Origin of the sequence: Actinomadura latina NBRC 106108 (genome assembly GCF_001552195.1) — a bacterium.
In the GTDB taxonomy this organism is placed as follows: Bacteria; Actinomycetota; Actinomycetes; order Streptosporangiales; family Streptosporangiaceae; genus Spirillospora; species Spirillospora latina.
Map to the genome: position 1 here is coordinate 534,031 of NZ_BCQS01000003.1, position 15,064 is coordinate 549,094.

Annotated in this window: 16 protein-coding genes and 1 tRNA gene; 9 read left to right on the top strand and 8 right to left on the bottom strand. The window is 70.0% G+C overall.

Going from position 1 to position 15,064, the window contains the following annotated elements:
* Window positions 1-369: 369 nt before the first annotated feature.
* Both AL2_RS03295 and AL2_RS03300 read right to left on the bottom strand, forming a co-directional pair.
* A complete protein-coding gene (locus tag AL2_RS03295) occupies window positions 370-756 on the bottom strand; it encodes an STAS domain-containing protein (RefSeq protein ID WP_083945885.1) in 387 nt (128 codons plus the stop codon).
* Window positions 757-836: 80 nt separating this feature from the next.
* On the bottom strand, window positions 837-1,481 hold the full coding sequence (locus AL2_RS03300) for a DUF5994 family protein (RefSeq protein ID WP_157437984.1): 645 nt from the start codon (window positions 1,479-1,481) through the stop codon (window positions 837-839).
* Window positions 1,482-1,989: 508 nt separating this feature from the next.
* Between AL2_RS03300 and AL2_RS37985 the strand changes: the two genes are divergently transcribed.
* Window positions 1,990-2,505: a hypothetical protein gene (locus tag AL2_RS37985; RefSeq protein WP_169806462.1), complete on the top strand. Its 516-nt coding sequence runs from the start codon at window positions 1,990-1,992 to the stop codon at window positions 2,503-2,505.
* A 151-nt stretch (window positions 2,506-2,656) separates the two neighbouring features.
* Here AL2_RS37985 and AL2_RS38290 read toward each other — a convergent pair whose 3' ends face one another.
* Window positions 2,657-2,848, bottom strand: coding sequence for a hypothetical protein (locus AL2_RS38290; protein ID WP_067628956.1), 192 nt, complete (start codon window positions 2,846-2,848; stop codon window positions 2,657-2,659).
* A 463-nt stretch (window positions 2,849-3,311) separates the two neighbouring features.
* Between AL2_RS38290 and AL2_RS38990 the strand changes: the two genes are divergently transcribed.
* Genes AL2_RS38990 through AL2_RS37990 form a run of 3 tightly spaced genes read left to right on the top strand, consistent with a single transcriptional unit; the run spans window position 3,312 to window position 4,155 of the window.
* On the top strand, window positions 3,312-3,848 hold the full coding sequence (locus AL2_RS38990; RefSeq protein WP_245666284.1) for a hypothetical protein: 537 nt from the start codon (window positions 3,312-3,314) through the stop codon (window positions 3,846-3,848).
* Window positions 3,746-3,991 (top strand): recombinase family protein, encoded by a 246-nt coding sequence (locus tag AL2_RS40015; protein WP_369688479.1) that lies wholly within the window; start codon window positions 3,746-3,748, stop codon window positions 3,989-3,991. The genes AL2_RS38990 and AL2_RS40015 overlap by 103 nt, the downstream gene beginning before the upstream one ends.
* Window positions 3,904-4,155, top strand: coding sequence for a hypothetical protein (locus AL2_RS37990; RefSeq protein WP_168444527.1), 252 nt, complete (start codon window positions 3,904-3,906; stop codon window positions 4,153-4,155). Before AL2_RS40015 ends, AL2_RS37990 begins: the two co-directional genes overlap by 88 nt.
* Before the next feature lie 616 nt (window positions 4,156-4,771).
* On the opposite strand, the gene AL2_RS37185 is transcribed toward AL2_RS37990, so the two are convergent.
* A complete protein-coding gene (locus tag AL2_RS37185) occupies window positions 4,772-5,062 on the bottom strand; it encodes a hypothetical protein (RefSeq protein ID WP_157437986.1) in 291 nt (96 codons plus the stop codon).
* Between the two features lie 285 nt (window positions 5,063-5,347).
* Between AL2_RS37185 and AL2_RS37190 the strand changes: the two genes are divergently transcribed.
* The gene (locus AL2_RS37190) at window positions 5,348-6,268 is read left to right on the top strand and encodes a hypothetical protein (protein WP_157437987.1); all 921 of its coding nucleotides are present in this window, start codon (window positions 5,348-5,350) and stop codon (window positions 6,266-6,268) included.
* A gap of 127 nt (window positions 6,269-6,395) precedes the next feature.
* Here the strand turns inward: AL2_RS37190 and AL2_RS03335 are convergent, their stop codons facing one another.
* The gene (locus tag AL2_RS03335) at window positions 6,396-7,829 is read right to left on the bottom strand and encodes an ATP-binding protein (protein ID WP_067628966.1); all 1,434 of its coding nucleotides are present in this window, start codon (window positions 7,827-7,829) and stop codon (window positions 6,396-6,398) included.
* Window positions 7,830-7,933: 104 nt separating this feature from the next.
* Window positions 7,934-8,935, bottom strand: coding sequence for a hypothetical protein (locus AL2_RS38295; RefSeq protein WP_067628968.1), 1,002 nt, complete (start codon window positions 8,933-8,935; stop codon window positions 7,934-7,936).
* A 102-nt stretch (window positions 8,936-9,037) separates the two neighbouring features.
* Between AL2_RS38295 and AL2_RS03345 the strand changes: the two genes are divergently transcribed.
* Window positions 9,038-10,435 carry a recombinase family protein gene (locus AL2_RS03345; protein WP_083946009.1) on the top strand — a complete coding sequence of 466 codons (1,398 nt, stop codon included), beginning with the start codon at window positions 9,038-9,040 and terminating at the stop codon, window positions 10,433-10,435.
* Between the two features lie 5 nt (window positions 10,436-10,440).
* Here AL2_RS03345 and AL2_RS03350 read toward each other — a convergent pair.
* A tRNA-Leu gene (locus AL2_RS03350) sits at window positions 10,441-10,526 on the bottom strand.
* A 107-nt stretch (window positions 10,527-10,633) separates the two neighbouring features.
* Here AL2_RS03350 and AL2_RS03355 point away from each other — a divergent pair.
* The 3 genes from AL2_RS03355 (at window position 10,634) to AL2_RS37995 (ending at window position 14,743) form a co-directional block, all read left to right on the top strand.
* The gene (locus tag AL2_RS03355; protein ID WP_312032848.1) at window positions 10,634-11,953 is read left to right on the top strand and encodes a M20/M25/M40 family metallo-hydrolase; all 1,320 of its coding nucleotides are present in this window, start codon (window positions 10,634-10,636) and stop codon (window positions 11,951-11,953) included.
* Window positions 11,954-12,032: 79 nt separating this feature from the next.
* Complete coding sequence (locus AL2_RS03360; protein ID WP_067628974.1) at window positions 12,033-12,743, top strand: hypothetical protein; 711 nt, start codon at window positions 12,033-12,035, stop codon at window positions 12,741-12,743.
* A gap of 143 nt (window positions 12,744-12,886) precedes the next feature.
* A complete protein-coding gene (locus tag AL2_RS37995; RefSeq protein ID WP_067628976.1) occupies window positions 12,887-14,743 on the top strand; it encodes a chaplin family protein in 1,857 nt (618 codons plus the stop codon).
* A gap of 104 nt (window positions 14,744-14,847) precedes the next feature.
* On the opposite strand, the gene AL2_RS03370 is transcribed toward AL2_RS37995, so the two are convergent.
* Window positions 14,848-15,033, bottom strand: coding sequence for a DUF5703 family protein (locus AL2_RS03370; protein ID WP_067630189.1), 186 nt, complete (start codon window positions 15,031-15,033; stop codon window positions 14,848-14,850).
* Between the last annotated feature and the right edge of the window lie 31 nt (window positions 15,034-15,064).

Here is a 15,064-nt window from a genome sequence, read left to right on the forward strand (position 1 = left end):
CGGATGCGCGCAGTTCCAGCCGCAGATCGACCGGGCCGTGCGCGGCGGCACGGGTGAAAAGGTCCTGGACGAGCGCCGTCAGCTGGTCACTGAGTTCCCCTGCTGCCGACCCCAGCCCCCACGCTCGCAGCGCATCGTGAACCGGGCGGCGGACCTGTCCCGCCGCCGCCCTGCGGCGGGAAACCGCCACCGGCCGGTGCACAGACCGGGACGCGCGGCGGCATCGACGGCGGTCTCGCCGGGGACGCTCACACCCTTCTCCGCTCGAAGACGAGCCCGGACCTGGACGTGCGCCGCAAGGCGGGCCGGAGACGCGGAACCGGGCTCGGTCTGGTCACATCGCCTCTCTTGTGCCCGGCGCCCATGCGGTCATGCGGCGAGCCCGGCGCGGACTGCCCGAGCGGGCAGGACGATGAGCGCGCGGTCGAGCCCGGTGGCGCGGACCAGCGCGGCGACTTGCGCGTTGGGGGCGGCCAGGCGCAGGGTGATGCCGAGTCCTGCGGCACGGCGGCGGATGCCGACCAGCACGGCCAGTCCGGCCGCGTCGGCGGACGTCACCGCGCTCAGGTCGAGGATCAGCAGGCGGCCGCTGTGCCGCAACGCGCCGACCAGGTGTGCGCGCAGCGCCGCGGCGGCGGCGCCGTCCAAGGCGCCCGACAACGCGACGATGGTGTGACCGGGACGCCGGTGAGCGGGCATCCGCACCTCGTCGGGGCCTGGCACGAGGTCTGCGGCGGTGGTGGTGAAGGTGGTCATGGTGATCTCCGTTCGGAAAGTGGGCCGTAAGTTCCGTGCCCGGACGGCCGCACGACGGGCCGGCCGGGCAACGGTTCGGATCAAGGCGTCGCGAAGTCTCCTCGAAGGCGTCCGCCCTCGGATTCCCAGGCGTCCTCCGAGTCGCTCCGGGTACCGGGCCGGCCCGTCCGGCCGGGTGCCGCGGTGAGGGAGGCCAGCAGGCCGGGGGTGTGCAGATGGTTGGCGGGGTGGGACGCCAGTTCCATCACCGCCTCGGCTTCGGCGCGGGTCGTGGAGACCGGGACGGTGAGCAGGTCAACGCGCCGCCCGTCGGCATGGATCGCGGTGAGGAGCCCGGCGGGGAGTGAGTCGAACCAGCTCAGCCGCAACACCCGGGTGTCGGCCGGGCCGTCGATCCGCAGCCGGCGCGGCCGGCTGTCCCAGTCGTCCACCCGGAGCAGGAGGTGGGTGATGGGACGGTGGTCGTCGATGGGTCCATGGTCCTGCAGGGCCAGGACCAGCCCCGGCAGCTCCGCGACCGGGTCGGCCGAGCGGGGCCACCAGGCGCCGTCCAGCGCGGTCCGCACCGAGCCGGGAGAGGCGGCGGGGCGCAACCGCAGCCGTGGAGTCGAGGGCGGCGACGGGCTGATCGTTGTGCGGCGTTCGGCGGTGGTCCACATGACCGGCACCTTCTTTTTAATCTCGATGGATGCGACGAGCCGGTCCAGCGGCAGAACACCGCTCATGCCGGCGAAGGAGATCCGCGCGTCGGCTACTGGTGCGAGGCGAGGATGTCATCGTTGCCGGATAATTTGATTCTACCCGAGAATTCATGAATAATTGCAATTTGCTAAAGAGATTGTTTCGGGAGGTGGCCGGGAACAGGGGATCAGGATTCATTTGAGCTCTGGGCGGCGGTCATCGGTGCAAGTGATGGCGTGTGCACGCCTTGACTGTTTCCCACCATCAGGACTTCCGACTTGAATGAGAAGCGGCCGGTCACCGCTGAGGCTGCGCCCGGCTGGTCCAGGGCCGTCCGCTCCTCCCCGAGCCGGCGGCCCTGGACCGAGGGCGACCCGTGGCGAGTGAGACCTTTGGCAGGGTTGCTGACAGGAAGTGAGCCCCTTGACCGTCCAAGACCGGGTCCCCGCGATCCGAACCTCGAAATGCCGCCCCCCTCCCGGCGCGCCGGATCGGGCCGACCACGAACAGCGGCCCTCAAGCGCGGACGCCGTTCCCTCCTCGCCGGTGGTGGTGTCAGTCGGCCTGCCCGCGCCCGCACCGCATACCGTCCAGCAGGCGCGCGCCTTCCTGACCCCCCGCCACGCCACCGGCGTGGACGAGTTTCTCTGGCAGTCCAGGGAACGGCCGATGGCCGACCGCGACGCCATCGGCGCGGTCATCGACGCCGGCGACCGGGCCCAGCGCGGAAACGGCGACGGTCCCGAGCCGGTCGAGGTCGCCGCGGCACTGCTGGTGCTGAGCGCGGTCCGCCTGAATCTGGACCAGACCGAGGCGCGCCTGCTCAACACCGCCCAAGCCGCGGGCCTGAGCTTCGAACAGATCGCCGTCGTTCTCGACCTCGGCGTCGAGGAGACCGAGGAGCGCTACCGGCAACTCAAACCCCGCCTGGACGAACCGGCCACCGCACCGCCCCCGGCACCGCCGCGCCGCGCCGGCGCTTCCGGCAGATCCCGCCGCCGTCCGGGCACACCGCCCACGGATCAGCCGACCTGGGACGAATTGGACGACGAAGACTGGGGAAACTGATTCCACCGGAAAATGAAGGAGTCCCGACGCTGGAGTCGGTCTACGTCGGCACCAGCACCGACGAACCCGCCATGGCCACCGTGCGGATCGGCCTGCCCACCCGGCACCGCCTGGCCTTCGTCCCCCTGGAAGGTGCGACCGCGGGGCCCGGCTACGTGCGGGTCGCCCACGACAGGTCGCGGGTCAAGCACAGTCCCGCATCGGCACCGACGACGTTCTGCCCGCCGAGGACGAGGAGGCCGTCTTCCGGCACTACGGCCTGCACTACGAACCCGGCGCCGGCGGCGAGCGCCAGCTCGCCCGCCGCTGAGCGCCCGGACCCCGGCCGAAGGAGTGAAGGCACATGATGGTCTTCGTCCTCGTGGTGGTCATCGCCACGCTCGACCAGGCGCAAACGGCCGCTTCGCTGACCACCCGCTTGCTGGCCGCGACCAAACGGGCTGAGCTGCGCGGGGTGATCTCCACCAAGCCTGGCCTGAACCGGTACCTGCGGGGGGACGCAGATCATGGCTGCGAAGCCCACCGAGCACGCCCGGAGAAGCGGGCTGGGTCACGGGCGCGGACTCACTCCTGGCGTGGGCTGAGCGGTCAGGGAAGCGCCGGGTGGCACCGCAGCGTAAGGATGGGTTGCGGTTTGCGTTCTATGGGCGGGTATCGACGGAGGATCATCAGGATCCGGTGACGTCGCGGGCGCGGCAGCATGATCAAGCAGCCGCCCTGGTGGGCGGGCATGGGCGGATTGTGGCCGAGCAGTCGGGTGCTGCCGTGGGCGCGCCGGCCTGAGGCGGCGGGCGCTGCTGGTGGCGATGGCCGATCCGGATCGCGGGTTCGAGGCGATCGTCGTGGGGGAGTACGAGCGGGCGTTCTACGGCAACCAGTTCGCACTCATGGTGCCGCTGTTCGAGCATTACGGCGTGCAACTCTGGATGCCCGAGACCGGCGGCCGCGTCGACTTCACCGCCGAAGCGCACGAACAGCTGATGATCAACCTCGGTATCCAGTCCAAGCGGGAGATCACCCGGACCAGGATCCGGGTGTCCACGGCGATGGCCGCGCAGGCCCGTGAACAGGGCCGGTACCTGGGCGGCCGCCCGCCGTACGGCTATCAGCTGGCGGACGCGGGCCCACACCCCAATCGCGCGCACGCCGCTTGGGCCGGCGGGCCCACCGACTGGACCCCGACCCGCAGACCGTGCCGATCGTGCAGTGGGTCTTCGCCCAGCGGCTGGCCGGGCACACCATGGCCCGGATCACCCGGGCGCTCAACGACATGCAGATTCCCTGCCCGTCGGCGGCCGATCCGCGGCGCAACGCCCACCGGTCCAATCCAGTGTGGACGCTGACTACGGTGCGGACGATCCTTGCTAACCCTCGGCTGGGGCACCGGCAGGTGCAGCGGTGGAACCTGCCCGGGAGCGGCCCAAGAACCTCTACGTGCGCGAGGACCACATCCTGCCGCACCTGCCAGCCCCGCACCTTCTCCTGACCGGACCGTCAGAGAGCGTGCCGGACGGCGCGTCCCCCGACCCCAAGGAGGCCATCGACCACCTGCGCACCCGCAAGATCACGCTCACCTACGAGCCCGAGACCCGCACCTTGCGGACGGGCACCCCGAGGGAGGTGAAGATCACCATCGACCAGAAACGCTGACACCACGGCGCCTCGCGACGCTGCGAGCGCCGCTCTGATACGTGGATTGCGGCCCGCGTGCTCACGGCATACAACGATGGCGGAAAGAAATGATCAACCAGCTGAAGGCCGACCCTCAGGTGCAGACCAGGCACCGAGGGTGCTCCAGGATGCCCAGAAACGCACGGTTATGTACAAACTGTGTGTCCGAGGGGCGACACGCCCTGACAGCACATGGCCCGCCCATTCACCGCTCGGCGCACCTTACCGAATTCTGGTCGGCGCGTAGCCCTGCAGTGCAGATTCAGACGCCTGCGTGCGGGCTCAGCTATTCGGCAACGTGCCACCTGTCGAATACGAGGCAATCCGCTACCTTTCGACCAACACGCCAGCGCAAACCGGCACCAGGTAGATCGGACGTCACGGGACCCGGGGTTCCTCAAGCAGGTGAAAGGATGGGCTCACCCAGGTATGTCTGGCCCGGGCGGACTACGGTGCCCGTCTCGGGAACAGCGATAACGGGACACCTGACCACGTACTGCCGCAATCTGCTGCGCACCCGAGCCTGGCCCTTGCGAAAGTTGAGTACGGCGCGGGTTGGTCACGCCAGGTCGTTCCGCCCCACCGGTCGGCCGGACTAGGTCAGCGCGCTCATTTGCGGGTAGGCGCTGGTGGTCTTGGCGGGCGAGGAGGAGCCGGGCCGAGCCTGCGGGGTGACAGGCCTGAACTGTGAGACCGGGAGATTGGTGACGATCATGCCGGTCGCGCTGCGCTGGTTCTGGTGGGCGATCAGTGCGGGTCCAAGGCGTTCAGGACGGTGGTCGAGCGCGGGCTGCGGATCCCGGATCGGGGTCAGGGTGCCGGGGCGTCGTGCGAGCGTACGTGCCTGGCCGGACGCCCAGGCGCGGTGCTCGAAGAGAGCATGCACCGAGTGGGGGGCTGTGGCCGGAGCAGGCCACCCGTCCGCGCCGGTTTAGCCGGGTCGGACGAGGCGCATGCCGTCTGTGCAAGTGGGACGGTACTTATGGCCCAAAGGGCGCGCCAAATCGGCCGATTGGGCCGTACCCAATCCCAGGACTTCGGTGAAACCAAGAGCGATCACCACATCACCTTCCGGACACCCCGAACTTCCGCCTGGCTAACGCCATCCTTTACTGAATGCGCGCTTCGCTGGAAACTTGACTTTCCAGGAACGTGTGACGATGGAGGGCCGGTGGGAGAAGGACGGCATTCCATTAACTGCGAGAATGCCACCCAGCCCAAATGCGTGTGCAAGGGCTGCGGTGGAGCCGAACACGGCTGGCCGGGCGCAGTCCGGATCGCCTCCGATCCGTCCGGCCGGAAACTGACCGAGCTCGTGCGGGCGGCGGACAAGCAGTGGGAAGGACTCGCACGTATCCGGGACGCTGGTGGCGAGCCGACCGGCAAGGCGCGCAGGGCGGCGATCAAAGGTGCGTTGGCCGCTGTCACTGCATGGCTTCACCGCGACGGTGATCTGCGTGGGCAACTGGAGGCCATAGGGGAACCGCTGCACCGCAAGCCGCAGGATGAACGCCGCGATGGTGGCGGACGCAGACCTCGCCGTCGCCCCCGCACGCCGGAGGAGGAACGCGAGTTTGTCGAGGCGCACGTTCTTCCGCGGCTGGTCAAGGAGTTCGGTACGTCCCGGGTGGCGGAGTTCCAAGCCCGGGCGGTCGAGGCGCATTTTTGGTGCGAGTTGTTCGCGCAGACCGTCCGGGCGCTGGATGAGTACCGGGGACTATACGAGAGGGCCAAGCGGTTTGTCGTCGACGCCCTCACTGCGGGGAACGCGCCGCACTCGCCGCTCTGGGCGAGCATCCTGCCCTACCAGCACATGGTGCACTGGGCGGTGGATCTGGTCTTCGAGTTGCTGCCGCGCGCGGCCGGATTGCCCGCCACCGAGGACGTGTTCGAGTTGATCTGGCCGACGCGTGTGCTCGCGTGCCTGATGTGCAAGGACCCGAGTGAGCATCCGGCCGTCCGCGAGTATTGCCTGAACCCGATCCTGCGTTGGGGACAGGCGCGAGTGCGTGAGGAGGTGCGCCAGCGCATGGGGTGGACGTTCCCGGACGAGTGGCCGGGTCTGGGCTCAGGCGAAGCCGGAGCCGCATGATGCGGTCCGCATATGCCCGAACAACTCCTCACTCGCCCAGTCTTATGGGGATATGTGTCCGAGCACATGGCCTCGCAGGTGCGCGATCGGTGGTCCGTGCCGGATCGCGGTCGGGCGGTTCGGGCTGCTAGTCCGTCGGCCGGTGGTAGGTGGTCGTTCGGCCTCTTCCGCCGTGTTGTTCGATGAGGCCCCGGTGGCGCAACTCGCGGAGGACCTTGCGGATGTTGGGGGCGGTCAGGTTCAGCTGACCCTGGAGTTCCGCCACGGTACGCGCGCCGGTCGCCAGTGCGTCGTAGACCCGCAATTCTGTCTGGTTGAGGTCGTCGCCGGGCCGCGTTGTGGAGGCGGCCCTCCGGAGGAGGACGGTGAAGCGGATACCGGCGTCGATGTAGTGCGCAGGTGGGAGTCCCGCTTCGGCGAGGGTTCTGGTCACGATGGGGATGCCGGTGGCGAGGGCTTCGATGACGCGGGCGCCGCCGTCGGGGGTGCGGACATGCTGGCAGATGGCGACGAGCCGGGCGTTGCGGGCCGAGGTTACGGCCTCGCGGCCTAGTCTCTCGACGGTGATGCCGTAGAGACCACCGGGGTTGGCGACGATGAGGCGGTCACGGCGCAGGCGTACTTCGATGGCCATGCCCGCCGACCAGTGGTCGAGGTCGCGGTGGACGAGCGCGTTGGCGATGATCTCGCGGAAGGCGAGGAGGGGGAAGGCCGGTTCGTCGTGGACGGTGCCGTCGGGTGCCGAGACGATTGCGCTGTCGAAGGTGCGTCTGGCCCAGGCGAGTGCCTCGTCGAGCATGCGGGGGATCGGGCCGGTGATGGTGGCCTGGTTGCGGGCGCGTGATCCCGCCGGGTCGTTCGGCAGTGGTTCGGCCGATGCCTGGATGACGAACCGCGGGAACCATTCCTGCGGGTGGGCGCCCAGGGACAGCAGGCCGGCGACCGTGGGTGTCCCGTCGGAGGTCGTCACTCCCGCGCGGCGGAGGAGTTCCGCGCTGTCGCGGAAACGGCCCAGCCCGTGGGGGTCCCGTTCGCGCACCGACCGCAGGAAGCCCTCAACGAGATCACTGTCGAGGTCATCGCGGGTGGCGCCGTCGACCGGGGCCCGGTCGAACAGGGGCGGCTGCCGTGCGGCGAGGAATGCCTGCTCCTCAAGGGCCGACAGTTCGAAGTCCCCGTCGTACCCGCGCAGGTAGGCCGTGCCGGATCCGGTCACGCGGCACGGCTTGGCCGACGGATCGCACTCGTGAACGTGCGCGACGACGACCGGCATTCCCTCGACAACCCCGTCTTCCACGGTGATCCGGACGGGTGGGGTGAACGAGCGTGCCTTCACGGCGATGCCCTGCTTGAGCTTCTGCGGGTCGGCGAGCGGTACGGGCCGGAAGCCTGTCGCCTCATCAAGCCCCAGGATGATCGTGCCGCCGCCCGGAAGGTTCGCCAGGGCGCTGAGCGTCGAGGTCAACGACTGCGGCAGCCCGCCGGCGGCCGACTTGACCTCGACGTCCGACGAGTCGCCGCCTGCTGTGCGCAGGCGTTCTACCAGGTCGTCCAGATTCATGCTCACGCGCCAAATGTAACGGAGATGCGGTTACATTTGCCACTGGTTCAGTTGCATTTGGGGTGGTCGTCCGCTCAGCTGCGCGCCGGCGACGTGGGTGAGCTTCACTGGGCGCCGATCTCTCTTGCGAACGCGAGGAAGCCCTCATGTCCGGGCAACTCCTTCAGACAGTCGCGCATCAGGGCACGAGCTCTGTCTGGAGCGCCGCTCTGGATCGCACGGCGGGCTTGGAGGTAGGTGAGTTCGGGACCGGCGAGCTGGGGATGGGTGATGAGCCGGTCGAGCAGATGATCGGCATCGGTGCCTTCAAGGCGTTCAAGCAGAAGCAGATGCCACTCCGCGAGATCACCGGTGCGCTCCCTGCGAGAATAACTGGCGTCGACGCCATAGATCCTGGGGGCGGCGATTCGGGCCTGGTCGAGTGCTGTCAGGTAATGGCTGGCGAAGTCGGCCCAGGCGTCGCTGCCCCGCAGCATCCCGGCCAGAACGGTGGCAAGGGTGGTCTCCTTCTCGCTGACGCGGCCCCATCCGGAACGGGTCCACCCGTGCTCCTGCTCCCAGCGGATGAGCTGCGGCGCGGCCAGCCGCGCGAAACCGGAGAACCCGTGGTGGTCGCGCAGACCCTGCCACAGGGCGGCGACGGCATCGGAGACAACGAAACCGGCAGCCTCCACGGGATCCTCAGAATGGAACAGATCGTAGCTCTTGATCTCGCAAGCCAGGTCGACGAGCTGCTCAAGGGCAGCGGCGCCGGCCGGGACGTCGAGAACGAGCGCGGAGCGCGCGTCCTTGGCCAGACGCTGGAAGGTGAAGCGCCACCGACTGCGTTCTTTGGGTGATACGCGCCGATCCCCGGCCATGTAGGCGCCCGCGCGGGCGAGTGACACGAAGTCGGTGACGTCGCGCAAGACCTCTTGGGGGCGGATCCGCTCCTTGTCGGAAACGGCCGGCTTGCTGTTGGCGGGCTGGAGTTCGGTCTCGATGCGTTCCCGGAACTGCTTGGTGCCCCGCCAGTACAACGTCCACAGCAGCTTCCTCAACGCGTCTTCGTCGAGCCCGGCCAGTTCCTTGTAGAACGCGTCTTTGTTCATCCGCTTCGTCGCCACGACCGTCGATCGTAAACGCTGGACGACGTCGATGTTTCGGCGTCACGCCGACGGCTCATGTCGTCAGATCGGTGTCACCTCATCCCCTGGGAGGCCTCCGCGATGGCGATCCGAGAACAGTCGGCTCATGACCCGTTCGGCGAGTGGGCGAAGCGCAAGGGGCGGGCTGGCCGCCGGAAGGTCACCAGCGGTGCCCGATCGGCCGGGAACGGCCTGCGCTTCGCCTTCTATGGGCGGACCTCGACCACCGGTCACCAGGATCGGCGGACGTCGTACGGGTGGCAGCGCGAAGCCGCCGACGCCCTTATCACCGGCGAAGGCACGATCGTGGCCGACTACTTCGACGCCGGATGCTCACGCGAGGTGCCGTGGTCACGACGTCCACAGGCGGCGGCACTACTCGAAGCCCTGACGGACCGCACCTTCGATGCCATTGTGGTCGGGGAGTACGAACGCGCGTTCTCCGGAAACCAGTTCGCCGCGCTCGCTCCCCTCCTGGACGCCCACGGCATCCGGCTGTGGCTGCCGGAGGCGTTCGGTCCTGTCGACATGAACGAGCCGGCGCACCGTGCGCTCATGATGATGCTGGGCGCGCAGTCGCGGCGTGAGGTGCTGCGTGCACGGCACCGTGTCCTGGCCGCGATGCGGATCCAAGCCTGCGAACAGGGCCGCTACCTCGGCGGCCGGCCCCCTTACGGGTACCGGCTTGTGGACGCTGGTCCGCACCCGAACCAGGCGCACGCCCAATGGGGACGTCGCCTGCGGCGCCTCGATCCCGACCCGCTGACCGCTCCGCACGTGAGATGGATCTTCGCGCGCCGCCTCTCCGGCGTGAGCGTGGCCGGAATCGCCCGCGAACTCAACGAACGCGGTGTCCCCTGCCCGTCCCGTATCGATCGAAAGCGAAATCCCCACCGGTCGGGGCAGGGCTGGACGCTGAACACGGTCGCCACGATCCTGGAGAACCCCCGCTACACCGGCCGTCAAGTCTGGGACCGGCAAGCCGGGTTCGACGACACGACCACGGGATGGGCGATCTCCAAGAAGCCCGCCCATCCGGCACTGGTCTCCGACGCCGACTTCGTCGCCGCGCAGACGATCCGCGCCGCCAGACCCACCCGCGATGGGAGCGTCCGCGTATACCTTCTGGCCGGCATGCTCCTATGCGGCCTCTGCCGGCGGCGGATGGACTCCCATTGGGTCAACGGACGCAGCGGCTATCGCTGCCGCCACGGCTACGACAGCACCAAGCCGCGCTCTCGCGACGCGCCGAAGAACCTCTACCTACGAGAAGACCACCTGCTCGACGAGTTGATGCGGCAGCTTTCACCACGACGAGGCGAAGCTCGCTCACCGCATGAACTCGTCGCACACCTCAAGCGCAACGGTCTCGCCATCGTCTGCGACAGGTCATCTTGCACCGTGGTCGGCAACAACGAAGAAGAGCCCGCTCCAGGAACAACCTCCCAGATCGAACTCTTCGCGTCACCCATGGGGTAATCCTGTGTCCGAGGGGGGACTTGAACCCCCATGCCCCGTAAAGGGCACTAGCACCTCAAGCTAGCGCGTCTGCCTATTCCGCCACCCGGACCTGGTCGCAGGCCGCAGCGCGGCTGCGGCGGGCTTCACTGTACCAAAGGAGACGAGTCGCGGCGAAGTCGATCGACGGGCACCATGGGACGGTACGCGAGAGGCGAGGTGATCACTGTGGTTCGGCAGCCGACCGCTGAGGACGAGGTCGTCCGGCTCTGTCAGGAGCTCATCCGGATCGATACCAGCAACCCGGGCGATCATTCGGGGCCGGGGGAGCGGGCGGCGGCGGAGTATGTCGCGGAGAAGCTCGACGAGGTCGGGCTGGAGTCGCGGATCCTGGAGTCGCATCCGGGGCGGGCCAGTCTCGTGGCGCGGATCGAGGGGGAGGATCCGGGACGGGACGCGCTGCTGCTGCACGGGCACCTCGACGTCGTGCCGGCGCGCAGGGAGGACTGGACGCGCGACCCGTTCGGCGGAGAGGTCGCGGACGGGTGCGTCTGGGGCCGCGGCGCCGTGGACATGAAGGACATGGACGCGATGATCCTCGCGGTGGTGCGGCAGCGGCTGCGGGAGGGGCGCAAGCCGCCGCGGGACGTCGTGCTCGCTTTCCTGGCCGATGAGGAGGCCGGGGGCAAGTGGGGTGCGCAGTGGCTGGTGCAGGAGCATCCGGAGTTGTTCGAGGGGTGCACCGAGGCCGTGGGGGAGGTCGGCGGGTTCAGCCTGACGGTGCCCGGTGACCGGCGGATGTACCTGATCGAGACGGCGGAGAAGGGCATCGCGTGGATGAACCTCACCGCGAAGGGGACGGCCGGGCACGGGTCGATGGTGCATCCGGACAACGCGGTGACCGCTCTGGCTGGGGCCGTGGAGAGGTTGGGGTCGCACGAGTTCCCGGTGCGGCTGACGAAGTCGGTGCGGGCCTTCCTGGAGCGGGCCTGCATGGCGTACGGGGTGGAATTTGATCCGGAACGTCCGGAGAAGTGCCTGGATGAGATCGGGCCGCTGGCGCGGATGATCGGGGCGACGCTCCGCAATACGCTCAATCCGACGCGGCTGGACGCCGGATACAAGACGAATGTGATTCCGCAGAGTGCCACGGCTCAGGTAGATGGACGATTTCTGCCCGGATATGAGGCGGAATTCTTCGCGGTAGTGGACGAACTTCTCGGTCCGGACGTCCAGCGCGATTTCGTCCACCATGACCAGGCGGTCGAGACGGACTACGAGGGGGCGCTCGTCGCGGCGATGGAGGCGGCGCTGACCTCGGAGGACCCGGGCGCGCTGCCCGTGCCGTACTGCCTGAGCGGCGGGACGGACGCCAAGTCGTTCGCCCGGCTGGGAATGCGCTGCTTCGGCTTCGCGCCCCTCAGATTGCCCCCAGAGTTGGACTTTTCCGGAATGTTCCACGGAATCGACGAGCGCGTCCCGGTGGACGGCCTGCGGTTCGGTACGAGGGTCCTCGACACATTCCTTGATCGCTCCTGAATTTGCACTCTCCAATGCGCTCCGTGGTGGTACCGTTACCTTTCGTTGAAGACGGTCCGGTCGCAACGGAGGATGTTCGGTGGCGGGTGACGCGGCACGGCTCGGGGCGGTCTCCGTCCGGCTGCGCCGCGTCGCCGCCGGGCGGGCCGCCCAGCGGCTGCTCGTCCTCGCCGGGCTGCTGATCGCGGGGTGGCTCCTCGGGTGTGCGGCACAGTCCGCGCACGCCGACGAGATGCCCGCGCCCGCACAGGTCGTCGCGCGGACCCCCGTGCTGGGGGAGGCGGTCGCGACCGTCCATCAGCGAGAGCCGGTGCACCGGGTCGTGCGAGCGGTGGCGGACAAGGCGCCGCGCACAGAGCCGGTACAGACACCGCGGATCGTGGCGCCGCCGCTTCAGGATGAGACGGCGGTTCCAGTGGCCGAGCCCAAGGCTCCGCCGCCGGTGGTCGAGTCTCTGGCGCTGCCGGCCCGGCGGCTCGACGTGCCGCGAGTTTCCCCGGCGCGGTTCTCCGTTTCCCCGGCGCAGTTCTCCAAGGTCTCCACGACGCGCTCCGTCGCCCGGCCCGGGTCTGATGACGGCGTCCAGCACCCTGCCATGCCCGCACCTCAGCGGCACGGCGATCACCCGGACACCGGCGGCCTCGCCGGCAACGGCGCGCCCGCCGGGTTCCCGGCCACCGCCATCCCGGCCGTTCCGGCCCCGCCGCGCGCGATGACCGCGCGCGTCCTCGGCGCGCTTCCCCCGGCCGTCCGCACCGCCGCGGACGAGCCGTCCTTCGCGCCCGACTAGTTCCCGCACACAGGCTCCGGACGCGTGCCCGTGCGGCTCGGGCGCGCCGGTCCGGTCACTCGCCGCGCCCCCGGCGCGGCATGTCATCCCCATGAGACCCACGGGACACGTGCGTCTCCACCATCTCCCCCGAACGGAGCAACATGCGAACGCGGGCAAAAGGCACATCTCGTGCCGCGGCGCTCGCCGCGGGCTTTGTCGCCCTCGGCGTCACCGCCATCCCGGCCAACGCCTTCGCCGACGTCACGAACGGCGACGGCGGCGTCCTGAGCGGCAACCAGATCGACGTGCCGATCTCCGCGCCGGTCGACGTGAGCGGCAACGGCGCCGCCCTGCTCGGCACCGGCCACGGCACGTCCCACGGCGGCGTCAAGATCCGCAAGGGCGGCGGCGGCCAGCGGACGTCCGGCGCGCACGGCATCGCGTCCGGAAACCAGGTCAACGCTCCCATCTCGGCGCCGGTGAACGTCTGCGGCAACGCGGTCGGCGTCCTCGGCGCGGCCGACGCGGGCTGCGCCGGCGGCGCCAGGGTCAACGGCAGCGGCAAGGGCGGCCAGGTCACCGACGGGACAGGCGGAGTGATCGCCGGCAACCAGGTGAACGCGCCGATCTCCATCCCGGTCAACGTGTGCGGCAACGCCGTCGCGATCGCCGGCGACGCGGTGGCCGGCTGCGAGGGCGGCTCCCTCGTCAAGAACGGCGGAGACACCGGGTCCGGGCAGGAGACGTCCGGCATCTTCGGAGTCGGCGCCGGAAACCAGGGCAACCTCCCCATCAGCGTGCCGGTGGACCTCTGCGGCAACACGGTCGGCAGCGGCGCGGCGTCCTGCGAGGGCGGCGCGTCCGTCCGCAACGGCGGCCACCGGACGGGACGCCAGACCACCGACGGCGCCTTCGGAGTGATCGCGGGAAACCAGGCGAACGCCCCGATCAGCGTCCCGGTGACCGCCTGCGGCGACGCGGCGGCCCTGGCCGGCCGGGCATGGTCGTTCTGCGAGGGCGGCGCCCACGCGCGCAGCAGCTCCGGTGGCGACCAGCACACGTCGGGCACGGGCGGGGTCATCGCCGGAAACCAGGGAAACACGCCGATCTCCGTCCCCGTCGACGCCTGCGGCGACGCCGCGGCCGTCGTGGGCGCGTCGGCGGCGAGCTGCAACGGGCAGACGCTCGTCGAGGGCTCCCACGGGTCCGGCGCGCAGACGTCCGGCGACCACGGCGTCGGCAGCGGCAACCAGCCGAACGCCCCGGTCCAGACCCCCGCCGACGCCTGCGGCAACGCCGCCGCCGTCATCGGCGCGGCCTCGGGCCTGTGCGAGGACGGCCCCGGCTACGGCGGCTACCACCCGTACTCCCGCACGACCGGCACCACGCCCTTCGCCGCAAGGAGCGCTCTCCCCAACCCGCCGTCCGCGGACGGCGTCCTCCCTCAGAACACCCTGGCCGGCGCCGAGAGCGTTCCCGCGCTCCCCGAGGCGGGCGGCCTGAACGCGTTGCCGGCCCTGCCGGCGGCCAACGTGCGGCACGCGCGGAGCGGCCTGCCCGGGACGGACGGCGTTCTCGCGGCGAAGACCCTGCCCGGTGCCGATGGCGTGGTCGCGGTCCCCGAGGTGGACGGCCTGACCCGCATGGGTGGCCTGCACCAGGTGCGGGGTGTGCCGGCGGTCACCGGGGTGCCGGGTAGTGGGCTGCGCCAGGGGGCGCCGGTGGCGGTTTCGGTGCTCGACACGCGGGCGCTGCCGGGCGGCGGCGTGGCGCGCAAGGCGATCGGGATGCAGGCGGTCGACGCGCTGCGCGGCGGGGTGCCGGTGCCGGTCGCGGCGGAGCGGGTCGTCCCGGTGACCGGGCAGATCGGGGACGTGCGGAACGTCGCGGCGCAGGAGGCCGTGCCGGACGGGGCCGGGAGCGGCTCGGCGTGGGCGATGGCCGCGAGCGGCATGCTCGGCGTCGTCGCCGGGGGGCTGGCGCTGGCGCGGCGGGTCCGGCTGGGCGGGCGCCGCTGAGCCGGCGCACCGTAGATCTTCGCCCGTCCCGGAGGCGCGGTCCGGGGCGGGCGAAGCCGTACGACGGTACGTCAGCGGGGTGCTACGCTCCGGCCCGGGAGCGGTCAGAATGTGCGGACGGCGCGGATGACCTTGCGGCGAAGCTGAATACGGCGGCGGCCGTCCGGGTAGAGGCGCAACCGATCGAGTTCCCAGCCGCCGCGTTCCGCGTGCTCGGTCAGGATCCGCCGGGCGGTATCACGTGTGGTGCCGCGAGGCAGTGACAGGACGAGGTAGGTGTACTCCGCCATCGTGACCATTATTACTTGGTCTACCGTGCGC

Coding starts and splice junctions, on each gene's coding strand:
- AL2_RS03295 (WP_083945885.1), bottom strand. CDS start 756: ATGACCACCTTCACCACCACCGCCGCAGACCTCGTGCCAGGCCCCGAC.
- AL2_RS03300 (WP_157437984.1), bottom strand. CDS start 1,481: ATGAGCGGTGTTCTGCCGCTGGACCGGCTCGTCGCATCCATCGAGATT.
- AL2_RS38990 (WP_245666284.1), top strand. CDS start 3,312: ATGGCCGATCCGGATCGCGGGTTCGAGGCGATCGTCGTGGGGGAGTAC.
- AL2_RS40015 (WP_369688479.1), top strand. CDS start 3,746: ATGGCCCGGATCACCCGGGCGCTCAACGACATGCAGATTCCCTGCCCG.
- AL2_RS03335 (WP_067628966.1), bottom strand. CDS start 7,829: ATGAATCTGGACGACCTGGTAGAACGCCTGCGCACAGCAGGCGGCGAC.
- AL2_RS03345 (WP_083946009.1), top strand. CDS start 9,038: ATGGCGATCCGAGAACAGTCGGCTCATGACCCGTTCGGCGAGTGGGCG.
- AL2_RS37995 (WP_067628976.1), top strand. CDS start 12,887: ATGCGAACGCGGGCAAAAGGCACATCTCGTGCCGCGGCGCTCGCCGCG.
- AL2_RS03370 (WP_067630189.1), bottom strand. CDS start 15,033: ATGGCGGAGTACACCTACCTCGTCCTGTCACTGCCTCGCGGCACCACA.